8 protein-coding genes are annotated in these 12,361 nt (G+C 72.3%); 5 read left to right on the forward strand and 3 right to left on the reverse strand.

Features of this window, described 5'->3' with window-relative positions; translation table 11 throughout:
* Positions 1 to 336: 336 nt before the first annotated feature.
* The 4 genes from ACFYM2_RS11390 to ACFYM2_RS11405 all read left to right on the forward strand — a co-directional run bounded on the left by ACFYM2_RS11390 (position 337) and on the right by ACFYM2_RS11405 (position 5,070).
* Positions 337 to 1,143 carry an SDR family oxidoreductase gene (locus ACFYM2_RS11390; RefSeq protein WP_388835349.1) on the forward strand — a complete coding sequence of 269 codons (807 nt, stop codon included), beginning with the start codon at positions 337 to 339 and terminating at the stop codon, positions 1,141 to 1,143.
* Positions 1,144 to 1,178: 35 nt separating this feature from the next.
* Positions 1,179 to 2,060, forward strand: a complete 882-nt coding sequence (locus ACFYM2_RS11395; protein WP_388835793.1) for a helix-turn-helix transcriptional regulator — start codon at positions 1,179 to 1,181, stop codon at positions 2,058 to 2,060.
* Between the two features lie 139 nt (positions 2,061 to 2,199).
* Positions 2,200 to 3,333: a hypothetical protein gene (locus ACFYM2_RS11400; RefSeq protein WP_388459680.1), complete on the forward strand. Its 1,134-nt coding sequence runs from the start codon at positions 2,200 to 2,202 to the stop codon at positions 3,331 to 3,333.
* Positions 3,334 to 3,531: 198 nt separating this feature from the next.
* A complete protein-coding gene (locus tag ACFYM2_RS11405; protein ID WP_388835352.1) occupies positions 3,532 to 5,070 on the forward strand; it encodes a patatin-like phospholipase family protein in 1,539 nt (512 codons plus the stop codon).
* Positions 5,071 to 5,143: 73 nt separating this feature from the next.
* Here the strand turns inward: ACFYM2_RS11405 and ACFYM2_RS11410 are convergent, their stop codons facing one another.
* The 3 genes from ACFYM2_RS11410 to ACFYM2_RS11420 form a co-directional block, all read right to left on the reverse strand.
* The gene (locus ACFYM2_RS11410) at positions 5,144 to 8,041 is read right to left on the reverse strand and encodes an AAA family ATPase (protein WP_388835355.1); all 2,898 of its coding nucleotides are present in this window, start codon (positions 8,039 to 8,041) and stop codon (positions 5,144 to 5,146) included.
* 206 nt (positions 8,042 to 8,247) lie between these two features.
* Complete coding sequence (locus ACFYM2_RS11415) at positions 8,248 to 10,413, reverse strand: M4 family metallopeptidase (protein WP_388835358.1); 2,166 nt, start codon at positions 10,411 to 10,413, stop codon at positions 8,248 to 8,250.
* A 542-nt stretch (positions 10,414 to 10,955) separates the two neighbouring features.
* The gene (locus tag ACFYM2_RS11420) at positions 10,956 to 11,495 is read right to left on the reverse strand and encodes a hypothetical protein (RefSeq protein ID WP_358997254.1); all 540 of its coding nucleotides are present in this window, start codon (positions 11,493 to 11,495) and stop codon (positions 10,956 to 10,958) included.
* Between the two features lie 205 nt (positions 11,496 to 11,700).
* Between ACFYM2_RS11420 and ACFYM2_RS11425 the strand changes: the two genes are divergently transcribed.
* Positions 11,701 to 11,970 carry a hypothetical protein gene (locus tag ACFYM2_RS11425; RefSeq protein ID WP_358997251.1) on the forward strand — a complete coding sequence of 90 codons (270 nt, stop codon included), beginning with the start codon at positions 11,701 to 11,703 and terminating at the stop codon, positions 11,968 to 11,970.
* Positions 11,971 to 12,361 lie beyond the last annotated feature (391 nt).

Genomic DNA, 12,361 nt, shown 5'->3' on the forward strand with positions numbered 1-12,361 from the left:
AGCGGCCCGACTCCGTTGCCGCAGTGACGGAGAAGTTACGCGCTGTGTCGTGAGAAGGGGGAAGTTCTGGCATTTTCCAGTGGGACATGCCGCGGGTCGCTACCATCCGCCCGCGCATGGCGTTGTCGGGCGGCGGCGGGCGGGTTCGCGGCGGCTGCGAGCGGGACCGCCACGGCCGATTCGCGCCAGCCGGACCGGGGGCGGCGGTCACGCGGGCTCTCCGCGTGAAGGGGGCTCTCGCAGTACCTGTATCACCAGGAACTCCCAGACCTCCCGAACGCCTGTCAACCTGATCGAGGCGAAAGCGCCGACAGCGACAGATGGGGACGGATACCAATGGCGGACAGCCAATTCACCACGCACGCGGAACTTTTTGATCTGAGGGGGAAAAGCGCCCTTGTCACGGGCGGCACCAAGGGAATTGGGGTGATGATAGCCTGCGGCCTTCTCCAGGCGGGCGCCCGTGTCGTCATCAGCTCACGCGACGCTGAGGCATGCGCGGAGACTCAGCGTCTGCTCTCCCAATTCGGCGACGTTCGAGCGATCCCCGCCGACCTGTCCAGGCACGACGAGTGCCGGCGCCTCGCTGATCTCGTCAAGGCCGAATCGGAACGCCTGGACATCCTGGTCAACAACGCGGGAGCGATGCGGCGCGAGCCGCTGGAGACGTTTTCGGACGAGGCCTGGGACGCGGTGCTCGACCTCAACCTCAAGTCGCCGTTCTGGCTGGTACAGGCGCTCCTCCCCGCACTTCGCAGGGCGGGCACCGTCGACGATCCCGCGCGGATCATCAACATCGGCAGTATCGCCGCGATCCACGTCGCCCAGTCGCCCAACTACTCGTACGCCGGCAGCAAAGCGGCACTCCATCAACTCACCCGAGTGCTTGCCAGAGAGCTCGGCCCCCAGCACGTCACGGTGAACGCCATAGCACCGGGAGTGTTCCCGTCGCGGATGATGGCGTCCACGCTCGACGCCGTCGGCGACACGATCGCGGCGGCGACGCCTCTGCGCCGGCTCGGGCGCGACGACGACATGGCGGGTATCGCCGTGTTCCTCGCCGGCCGGGCCGGCTCCTACCTCACGGGCACCATCATCCCGGTGGACGGCGGCATCGCCACGACCGCGACGGGCACCCCATAGACTGCGTACGCGCCTACGGTGAGGGGATGGCCACGATGGAGCTACGCACCGAGATCCGGGAATTCCTCAGCTCGCGTCGCGCCCGCATCGCACCCGAACAGGCGGGACTGCCCGCCTACGGCGGCAACCGTCGGGTCAAGGGTCTGCGCCGCGAGGAGGTGGCGCTGCTGGCGGGGGTATCGGTCGACTACTACGTGCGCATGGAGCGCGGCAGCATCGCCGGTGCCTCCGATGGCGTGCTCGACGCGTTGGCCACTGCCCTGCGACTCGACGAGGCCGAACGGAACCATCTGTTTCACCTCGCGCGCCGGTCCCGGACGCCCAGTGGCCCGCGCCGGCACAAACCCGCCACGACGGTGCGCTCGACGCTGCGACGCGTGCTCGACGCGATCTCCGACGCACCGGCCTGGATCGGTAACGGCCGCTGTGACGTACTCGCCATGAATCAATTGGCTCGCGCGCTGTATTCACCGGTGCTGGCCGATCCGCGACGGCCCGCGAATACAGCGCGGTTCGTCTATCTGGACCCCGGGGCCAGAGATTTCTTCGTCGACTACGACCAGATCGCCGGTGCCGTGGCCGCGAAGCTACGCATGGAGGCCGGCCGCGATCCGAACGACGAAAAGCTGATCGCCCTGGTCGGTGAATTGTCGACGCGCAGTGAGCTGTTTCGGCGGCGGTGGGCCTCACAGGACGTGCGGCTGCACCGCTCCGGCCGCAAGCGGGTGCGCCATCCGGTCGTGGGCCGGCTCGATTTGGACATCGAGTCCTTGGAACTGCCCGCCGAACCTGGTCTGCACCTCAACATCTACACCGCGCCCGCGGGCACACCGACCGCCGACAATGTGGCGCTCCTCGCGTCGTGGGCGGCCACCCAGCAGTCACTGGCCACCGAGCCCGAAGCGCACAACGGGTAGTCCAGCCTCTTCGGTCTGCGGAGTTCAGCCTGCGAGTTCGGCCTGCGGAGTTCGGTCTGCGGGGCGCCCCCGTCCGGACCCCTTGGTCCCGTCCGGCTCCGTTTGCGGGTGGGGTCCGGCTGTGAGAACCAGTTGCTTCATGAACCCCATCGAGCAGGGCGTCGGCCCCGCCCTCCCCGAGACGGTGCGCGTCGCGTCCGCGCGGGTCCCCGGTGAGGTGTGGGGGCGCGTCACCTCCCGCGCCCTGACGGTGCTCCTCGCGCTGGTGCGGGGCCTCCTGCTCGTGGCGTCCGTGCTGCTCGCCATCGGTCTGTCACCCGTGCTCCTGTGCCTGCGGGTGCTCGGGCCCCGGCTGCCCGCGCCGGTGCGTGGCCCGGCGCGTCTGGTGCTCCTGTCCGCGGCGTACCTGCTCACCTGCGAGGTCGGCTCCCTCGTTGCCGGGCTCCGCCTGCGGCGGGCGCGCCGCCGTGGCCCGGGCGATCCGTCCGACCATGACGCGCTGCGTGTCCTGCTGGCGCGGAGGTCGACCGCCGCGTTCTTCGCAACCGGGCTGAGATGGGCGGGAATGCGGGTGCGTTGGCCCGACGAACCGCCGCGCCTGGATCCCGCGCGGCCCGTCGTGGTCCTGCTGCGCCACGCGGGCCTGCTGAACACACAGCTCGGGATCCATCTGGGCATGAAAGTGCTGCGTCGGCGCGTGCACGGCGTGTGCAAGAGCGCGGCCGTCCTGCTGCCGGGCGCGGCGTCCCTGGTGGGTCTGACGCCCTTGATTCCGCTGCGGTGGAACGCCGAGGGCCGGGCCAGGGCGGGTCGCGAGTTCGCGGCGATGGGGCCCGGGCTCGGCGGCGGTGACGCGGCGGTCATCCTGCCCGAAGGCACGAACTTCAGCGCCCGGCGCCGCCGGGCGCGCATCGCGTATCTGCGGCGCTCCGGCCGGGACGACCTGGCCGCCGCCGCTGAGGCGATGCCGTGCGTGCTGCCTCCGCTCGCCCGGGGCGCGGCGGCCCTGCTCGCCGCCGCACCCACCGCGCAGGTGCTGGTGGTCGGACACACTGGGCTCGAGGACGTGTTGCCCTGGCGTCTCGGCGGCGGCTACCCGGCCCGCACCGACGCGGCGGTCCATGTCGCCTGGGGGACTTACGAAGCGGCGGAAGTCCCACGCGACCGGGACGGCTTCGAGACCTGGCTGTACGAGCGCTGGGCGGAACTGGACGCGTGGGTCCTGGCGACGCGCCGCGACGGGGCGGCGGGCGAGGGGCGGCCATTGCGGTGAGCGGGCTCCGCGTCGGCCGGGTTCGGGCGAGGGCTTCCGGGGTGAGCGGCCTGCGCCCGGGTCGGTCGTGCACCCGCGTGGTCGAAGCCCGACGGGTGGCCGCCGACCCGGTGTGCCGCCACCCGCCTGGCCCACCCCTCGGGACGTCGCGGCAACCCGGCGCCACCATGACAGGGACAGCGTCATCAGGAGGAAGCCATGCCGCCAGCGGACAGTCACGCGCCTGCCACGGACCGTGCGGCCGCGCCCCGCACCGCGTTCGTCCTCGGCGGGGGCGGCAAACTGGGCGGCTACCAGGTCGGCATGCTGCGTGCGCTGCTCGAACGCGGCATCGTGCCGGACCTCGTCTTCGGCACCTCCGTCGGCTCCCTCCAGGGCGCGCTGCTCGCGAGCAACCCCACCCTCTCGGTCTGCGACCAACTCACCGACCTGTGGCGGGAGTTGCTGGGAAAGCGCGTCATGTCGGTGAGACCCGGGGGCCTGCTCGTCAACGCCTTCCGGCGCCACCCCGCCCTCGCGCCCATGGACGCCCTGCGCGAGGTGGTCCGGGCACACCTCGGTGACGGGACACGCATCGAGGACCTTGCGCTGCCCTACCAGTGCGTGGCCGCCTCCATCGAACGCGCCGCCGCCCGGTACTTCGACTCCGGCCCGCTCCTGCCCGCCGTCCTCGCCTCCTGCGCCGTGCCGGGGCTCTGGCCGCCCGTACGCATCGGCGACGAGCACTACGTGGACGGCGGCATCGTCGAGACCGCACCGGTCGGCAGGGCCGTCGCCTACGGCGCGACCACGGTCTACGTGCTCCGGATGCGCCAGCGCGAACGCCCACTGCGGCCCGCGCGATGGCCCTGGCAGATCGGCCCCACGGCGTTCGAGATCTCACGCCGGCACCGGCTCGCGCAGATCCTCAGCGCCCACCCGCCCGGCGTACGGATGCACATCCTGCCCAGCGGGGAAGCCGGCCCGGGAGGCGTGGACGCCCCCTTCCGTGCCGGCCCGCGTGAGGAACTGGCCGTCAACGAACGCCGGGCGGCGGCGGGCCACCGGGCGGCCTGTGAGTACCTGGACGCCCTCGACCAGGGCCGCTCCCCGCACTTCGCGTCCTCGGCCAACCCCGTCGCCCGCTCCTACCTCACGACGGCCGCCGCGCCGCTCCCCTCGTCGGGCACGCTCCCGCGCGACGGGGCGGTCCCCACGTTCCTCGCCACCAAATACGGCGCCCTGTTCGGCCTCTTCGACAAGGACGCTGACGGTCTGATCGACGAGGGTGACTGGCTCGACGCGGCCGGCGACATCGCCGACGCGTTCGGGCACACCCCCGAATCCCCCCGCGCCGCCACCCTCACCAAGGCCTTCCAGGAATCCTGGACGCGCCTGTACGAAACGGCGGGCGCGCGGACTCCGGCGCCGTTGGACCGCGACACGTTCGAGCGGGCCCTTGCCCGGTTGGTCGGTACGCCCGAGGCGTACCTCGCCCACTTCCTGCCCATGGTGGTGGCGCTGCTCACGACCGCTGACTCCAACGGCACCAACATGCTGGAGATCGAGGAGACCGAGCGCCTGCTCCACACGTTCGGCGTCACCCCCTCCGACGCTCTCACCGTGGCCCGGCGCCTGGACACCAACGGTGACGGCGCCATCAGCCTCGACGAACTCAACGAGGCCTTCCAGGACTACTTCACCAGCGAGGAGCGGGGCTGCGCCGGAAACATGCTCTTCGGCGCGCTTCCCGGCTGAGCGCCCAACTGCCCATCGGCCCGAGCGACTTGATGCGAAGGGGTACTCATACCCGACGCCCTCTGCGCCGTGGCTAGACCGTGGGCCGCGTCATCACCATGCGCGTGATGTCCACGCGCGACTTGGCGCCCAGCTTGCGGTAGGCGCGGGTCAGGGCGGCTTCGACGGTTTTGACGCTGACCACAAGACCGGCCGCGATCTCGCGGTTGCTGGCGCCTTGCGCGACGCGGGCGACGACGCTCCGCTCCGTCGATGTGAGCCGTTCCGACCAGGGGCCGCCCTCGGGCAGGCGGACCGCGTCGTCCTGCGCGCGGTCGCGTTCGGCGCGTGCCAGGACGGCCAGGGGGCGGGCGTCGGCCTTGGTGAAGACGCGGAGCGCGGCCGCGAACGCGGCGTGCGCCGAGGCCTCGTCCCCGAGCCTGCGCCGGACCCGGCCGAGCGCCACCCGGGCGCGGGCCTCCTCCAGGGGGTAGCCAGAGATCCGCAGGCGTCCCGCCGCGCTCTCCAACAGCTTTACGGCGTACGTCAGTTCACCGCGTTGCGCCGCGACCACCGCCGCCGCCCGGTCGAGCGTGGCCAGGACACCCGTTCTGGCGAGCCGTTCGGCCTGGCGGCGGGCCGTGGCCAGGACGGCGTCCGCCTCGTCGGGTCGGCCGGTGGCGGCCAGGGCCTCCGCGAGGTCGGCGTGCCACCGCCGGGTGGCGGGATCCCGCTGCCCCTGTGCGGTCTCCAACTCACCGGTACGGGTGAGGAGTTCCACCGCGCGCTCGCCCTGGCCCCGGAACAGTCTGATCCTCCCCTCGGCGTGCAGTGCCCGGGGCAGAAAGAGCCGGTCGTTGTCGTCCTCGCTGTGCCGCCTGGCGGCCTCCGCCGCGGTGAGCGCCCGGCTCAGGCTCCCGCCGGCCGTTTCGGCCAGCGCCACCGCGTACCACGCGGGCCCCTGGCTGAGGCCCGCCTCCTCGGTGATGCGCAGGCTCTGCCGGGCGATGGTCAGCGCGGGCCCGCAGCGGCCACGCTGGATCTCGACCTGCGCGAGCCCGATCAGGCACTGGCTCAGGCTGTCCGCCGACCCGCGCTGACGCAGCCGGTACACGAGGGTGCGCAACTCGGTTCGGGCCGCGTCGAGTTCGTCGCGTACCAGGTGGAAGCGGTACTTGAGATACAGCGGCCCGTTGTGGTGCGTCATGGCCGGTACGTGGTGCGGCGCGGCCAGCGCGGCGGCCAGGGTGGTCTCCGCCCCCGGGAGCCCGAGGAAGAGTTCAAGGGCCGCCTGCTGGGTGAGCGCCATCAGCTCGGTGTACCGGTCACCGGTCCGCGCGGCGAGCCCGGCGGCGCGCACCGCGTGGCCGTGGGCGCGCGCCGCGGAGCCGCCCACCATCCACGCCCGCCAGCTCATCCGGTAGTGCAGCTGGGCCAGGAGGGCGGGATCGCCCGCCGCGTCGCGCACCGCTTCGGGGAAGACGTCCGCGATCTCGGCCATCGCCTGGCCGCAGGAGTCGATGACCACGTTCCAGGCCCGTACCCGGTCGGCCGGCCGTTCGGCGTCGCCCAGGGCCTCATGCGCGAGCTGCCGGGCGAAGCCGAGGTCTCCGGCTTCGATGGCGTCCTCGGCGGCGGTGAGCCTGCGGTCGACGTCGGCGTACTCCTGCCCGGCCGGTGTGTACGCGGCGGCCATGTGGCCAAGTCGCGCCGCCGTCCGGGGAGCGCCCCTGCGCCGCGCGGCCGACGCGGCGGCGGACAGGCCGGCCGCGACGGCCGGATCGGGGGCGGCGGTGAGGCGCGCGATGTGATGGGCCCGCTCGACGGCGTCGTCGGAAGCGTCGGCCAGCGCGCGGTGCGCCGCCATCACGTGTTCGTAGGGGGTCTCGGCCCTGAGCACCACCGGCGTCAGCGGATCCAGGAACGTGATGGCCTCGTGGTCCGATGACACAGGGGCGCGGACGAGTCCGTGACGTACGCAGACGTCGAGGTCGGCCCCGGCGTGCCGGCGGCCCGCGCGCCACAGCAGCTCCACCGTGGGGCGTACGGCGGCGCCCGCGAGGACCAGGGTGTCGCGGGCGCGGGACGGCAGGGCGTCGATCCGGTCGATGAGCGGCCGGCGAAGACAGTCCGGCACCGGGAGCGCTTCGAGGCAGTCGGGCAGTTCCGTGCCGTCGAGTCCCCCGGTCCGGACGCGTTCGTCGAGGGCGGCGCTGAGTTCGAGGGCCGCGCGGGGATTGCCGCCGCTCGCCTCGTGCAGACGCGCGACGAGCCGGCGCGGCCAGGAGGGCTGGTCGTGCCGATCGAGGAGTTCGGCGATCTCATGGACGGTCATGGGCGGGACGGGGATTTGGCGGGCGGGCCGTGGACACAGGTCGAGTGCGCTCACCGCGCCGTCCGGTCCTGCGGGGGAGGGCCCGGGCTCCGTTTCGGACCGCAGAGTGGCAAGCACCGAAAAGCCCGAACCGACGCGCCGGGCAACGTAGTTGAGGACATCCGCCGTCGCCCGGTCGAGCCACTGGGCGTCGTCCACGACGAGCAGGCAAGGGCCCGCGCCGCACAGCAGGGCGACGACCTTGCGGACCGCGATCCGCAGGACCAGTGCTTCGCGACCGCCGCCGGGCCCGGCCTCGGCGCCCCGGCCGGTCCCCGCGCGCGGCGCGCTGCGGAGCAGGGCCCCTTCCAGGGCGGCTCTTTCGTGGGCGGCCAGCGCGGCGAGAGCGTCGTCGCCGAGGTCGGCCAGCAGGTCGATGAGCCCGAGGAAGGGGGTGTTCTTCTCGGCGGGGGAGGGGGAGCAGTGCAGGATCCGGTGCCCCTGGCCACGCAGGTCCGCGATCAGCTGGTGTGTCACCGTGGTCCTGCCGATGCCCGTGGGGCCGGTGAGCAGGACGCCGCCGCCGCGCGTCAGGTGGGTCCGTAGGGTGTCGTGGACCGCGCCGCGCCGGACGGTGAGCGGCCGGGTGCCTGCCGGCAGGGTGGTCGGCTCGGTCATCGCAAGCCCTTCCGGACACACAGCGTCGTTCACGTCTCAGGCGTCGATCATGAACCTGCCCTTCATGGTGCCGTCGCCGAATGTAGGACCGCTCTCGGGGAAAGGTCAAGACCAATCGTGGGGCCGCCGCACACGCGGGCCGGGCCGCCGGTCGACGACCGACGGCCCGGCCCCGTACGGGAGTTGGGGTCACCCGGAGGTGGAGATCAGCAGGCGCCCGCGTCCTTCCAGACGGCCCAGGAGCCCGGCGCGCCCGGTTCGGCGCCGGTCGAGTACCACTGCGAGGACCACTTGTGGCCGTTGTGAGCGACCTGGTCGCCCGGTGCGTAGCTGGTGCTCGCGCTCCAGGCCGGCAGGTTGTCGCAGCCCTGCGGCGGGGTGCCGCCGCCGCTGATGGTCCAGGTGAAGGACGCCGACCCGGTGGCGTTGTCGGTGTTCTTCGCCGTGACGGTCACCGACGAGGTGCCGGCGGTGGTCGGAGTTCCGCTGATGAGGCCCGTGGAGGAGTTGACCGAAAGGCCGGCGGGCAGACCGCTCGCGCTGTAGGTCAGGGTCTCACCACCGGGGTCGCTCGCCTTGATCTGCAAGGAGGTGGCGGTGCCCACCGTGCCGCTCTGGTTGCCCGGATTGGTCACCGAGGGCGAGCCCGGCTGGCTGTTGCAGCTGCCGGGTACGGGGTCGGCGCCTGTCACGCTGACCGCGGCCCACGCGGCGTCGATGGTGTTGTACTCGGCGCAGTGCGTGCCGTAGAGGTCGGCTGCGGCCTTGAGCGAGTCGATGCGCGCCTGGTGGTAGTTCTCACTGCTGTTGGCGTAGGACGCCAGCGCCTTGTACCAGATCTTGGCGGCCTTGTCGTTGCCGATCCCGGTGACCGTGGAGCTGTCGCAGGTGGGGCTGTTGCCGTACCCGTGATCGCCGCTGCCCACGGCCGCGAGGAAGAACCAGTGGTTGAGGGGGCCCATCGAGTAGTGCGGGTCGAGGCTGCCGTTGCCGCTGTCCCAGCAGTTGGGCGAGGAGCCGTCCAGGGAGGGGTTGTACATGTACCGCAGCGGCCGGTTGTCGCCGTTGATGTTGATGAGCTCGCCCATGGTGTAGTCGGGCTTGTCCACCGGGTTGTTGGCGTAGAACTCGACCATGGTGCCGAAGATGTCGCTGGTGCCCTCGTTCATGCCGCCGGTCTCACCGGTCTCGTCCCAGCCGGTGAGGGCGCCGCTCACGCCGTGGCTCATCTCGTGGCCCGCGACGTCCAGTTCGACCAGCGGACGCGCGTTGGACTGCCCGTCGCCGTACGTCATCTGAGTGCCGTCCCAGAACGCGTTCACGTACGCGTTGCCGTAGTGCGTCCGCGACGGCACGCCCCGCCCGTCGCCGAAGATGCCGTTGCGGCCCTGGACGTTCTTGTAGTAGTCGAACGTCTCCGCCGCGCCGTAGTGCGCGTCGACGCCCGCGGAGGCGGGGTCGCTGGTGGAGCCGTTGCCGAAGTTGCCGGTGGAGCTGGTGAAGACGGAACCCGTGCCGCTGGTGGCGTGGTTGAGATTGGTCGTGTAGCCATTGCCGTGCGAGGGGTCCTGCATCGAGTAGCCGCTGCCGCTCTGCGTGACGTCGAGCGCCACGCGGCCGCTGTAGATCGACTGGCCGGTCCCGGCGACCGTCGGTGCGGCGGCGGGAGCCGCCGCACCGACCTTCGAAGTGGCGGCGTTCGCGGCCCCCTCGGCGGCGAACGTGCTCACCTCGTCACTGGTCCGTACGACCTTGCCGGTACGGGCGTCCACCAGAACGTGCAGGCGGCTCGGTGTCTGGTCCTCGCGTACGCCGCTGACGACGGTCTCCCAGACCAGCGTGGCGTCGGTGCCCGCCATCTGCACCGCGAGGTGCGAGGCGGAGACCGAGCCGATCCGCCCCTTGAACGCGGCCCGTGCCACCTTCACGGCGTCGGCGGCCGCCAGGCGGGGCTCGGTGGAGACCGCACCGGAGGTTTCGGACCCGGTGGCCAGTGACTGGAACGCGCCGTCCTTCTTCAGGCGCACGACCACGTCGCCGCCGTAGGCGGGCAGACCCTTGTACGTGCGGTCGAAGCGGACGGAGGCGGCGCCGTCCTTGTCGACGACCAGATTGCGGACCGAGAAGGCGTCCCCGTCGGCCTTGTGGGCGGCGCCGGCGTGCGCTGCCAGCGCCTTCTGCGCGGCGTCCACGACGCCGGCGCGCACGCCGGGCGTCGGGTCGGCCGTGTAGGGGGCCGGGGCGAAGGCACCGGCGGGCACGGGGTGCGGCCGGGCGGCCGGGGCCGCCGTGGCGGCGGGCAGCGCGATGGCGGACGCGGTGACACAGGCCAGCGTGACCGTCAAGAGTCTCGCGGCTCTTGGTATTTGCATGGGAGTGGGGGTTCCTCTCACCTCGGGCAGGGGGCGTCCGCCATCGCCGCGCGCGGGGAAGCCGAATGGGCGGCGGACACGTGCGAGGGCGGACGGCGCGGCTCTGGGTGAAGCCGCGCCGACGCATGAGTGTCCGCACTCCGGGGGGCGGCTGCCAGGCACTGCGCGGAGTGTGAGGGGTTTCCCTATTCGAGGCCCGAGAGAGAATCGCGGGGGCCGTCCTGTCGCGTCGCCGGGGTCAAGTCACCTGGCGTGAGGGGAGGTTGGCGGCGATGCCCGCGTCGAGCACGGCCAGGGGCGCCGGTTGGGCCGCCGGGCGGGCGGGGCGGGAACGCGCCGGGTCAAGACGCACGCCGGTCCGGGGCGCGCGCCGGATAGGACGCGCGCCGGCCGGGACGCGTGCTTGTGGGGCCTCGTCAGTGTCCCGGACCGTGGCGGCATCGGCTGTGCCGTGCCGTGCCGGGTCGCCGCCAACAGAGGGCGGCGCGTACGTCATTGGCTCAACTGGCCTGCTCTACAGGCAAGTTGACGCGGCGGGCGACTCAGACGTCGTCGTCCGAGGTCGGAAGGGCCTCGGCGATGAGGCGCGTGGCGAAGTCGGGGTCGTCGGCGATGCGGTTGATGTGCTCCGCGAGGAGGAAGGCGGTGGCCTCCAGCGGAGTCATCTCCGCGTCCGTCCAGTCTCCGTACTGCTTGCGCCACAGATTGGGGCTCAGACCGGTGCCCGCGGCGATGACCAGGCCCGCCATGGTGGGGATGGCCTCGGGACGGATGCTCCTCGGCATCATCCGCATGGTGGCCACGAGGTTGGGCACGACGTACTCGATGACGTCCTTCTCGTGCTCCTCGTGGGCATGGCGCAGCCACGTCATGAACATGTAGATGAGGGTGCAGGTGCCGTCAAGGACGTCGTCCATGGCCGAAAAGCTCAGCGACTCGGTGAACTGCCGTGTCAGTTCCTGCTGTTCGGGATCGCTGTCCGTCGAGCCGCTGTGAATTCCCTTGAGGCGGGAATCGATCAGCATCAGCGCGGTGCCCACGTCGCCGGCGGGGGCGTTCTGGGGGCCGTAGCGAGACAGCACAGGATTCCTCCTCCGTACGGACCGCGCCGAGCGGCGGCGTGTTCGTACCGTAGAGGATCCATCCGGCCGGGATCCGGGGAATGCGGGGAAGAGCAGCCCTTACGGGGGGCGTGACCCGGGCCACGTCGCACATCGGCCGGTATCACCACGGCCTGCCGGGGTACGCGTTCCGGCACAAAACGCCGAGCGAAAGCGAGTAATCGTCGTGAGCGACCGCAGGCCCGAAGGACCAGGAGACGCCGGAGCGCCCGTACCCGAGCCCATACCCCGGGACCTGCCGGACCAGCAGGCCGGCGCGGAGGGCGACCCCTGGGAAGCCGCCGACGACGCCGAGGGCGCGGAGGGCACCCCGCGCGGTGACCAGCCCGACCCCGAGATCCCGGACACCGACGAGGCGGGCACCGGCCGCCGGGGCGCCCCGCACTCCGGCAGCACCCGCCCCGACCACCCCGTGCCACACGAGTCGACCGGCTGAGAGGCGGATGCGCACGACCGTCGATTCGCTGAGGCGGGTTCGCCATGGCCGTCGGCCGGTTGAGAGACGGGCGCACGACCGCCGGGCGGCTGAGATGAGCGTGTACGGCAAGGTGCCCGTTGAGGCCGGTGCGGCCAGGGCCGTCGACCGGCTGAGCGGCGCATGCACGGGCGCGTATGGCCGTCGGCCGACTGAGGCGAGCGCGCACGGCCGTCGGCCGGTTGAGACGGGTGCGCACGGCCGTCGATCGGCTGAGGCGGGCGCGCCAACACGGCCGTCGACCGGCTTAGAGGTGCACGCCTGGGCGCACCCGGCGCGACCGGGTCCGACGTACGCGCACGGCCGCTTGCCGCCCCGGGGCAGCCGGGGCGGCAAGCGGCCGGGAACGACC

It is taken from the genome of Streptomyces sp. NPDC006711, assembly GCF_042869775.1.
Taxonomy (GTDB): Bacteria; Actinomycetota; Actinomycetes; order Streptomycetales; family Streptomycetaceae; genus Streptomyces.

What these genes read in the sequence shown, in the direction of transcription:
- ACFYM2_RS11390 (WP_388835349.1), top strand. Translation starts at nt 337, where the DNA reads ATGGCGGACAGCCAATTCACCACGCACGCGGAACTTTTTGATCTGAGG.
- ACFYM2_RS11410 (WP_388835355.1), bottom strand. Translation starts at nt 8,041, where the DNA reads ATGACCGAGCCGACCACCCTGCCGGCAGGCACCCGGCCGCTCACCGTC.
- ACFYM2_RS11395 (WP_388835793.1), top strand. Translation starts at nt 1,179, where the DNA reads ATGGAGCTACGCACCGAGATCCGGGAATTCCTCAGCTCGCGTCGCGCC.
- ACFYM2_RS11415 (WP_388835358.1), bottom strand. Translation starts at nt 10,413, where the DNA reads ATGCAAATACCAAGAGCCGCGAGACTCTTGACGGTCACGCTGGCCTGT.
- ACFYM2_RS11400 (WP_388459680.1), top strand. Translation starts at nt 2,200, where the DNA reads ATGAACCCCATCGAGCAGGGCGTCGGCCCCGCCCTCCCCGAGACGGTG.
- ACFYM2_RS11405 (WP_388835352.1), top strand. Translation starts at nt 3,532, where the DNA reads ATGCCGCCAGCGGACAGTCACGCGCCTGCCACGGACCGTGCGGCCGCG.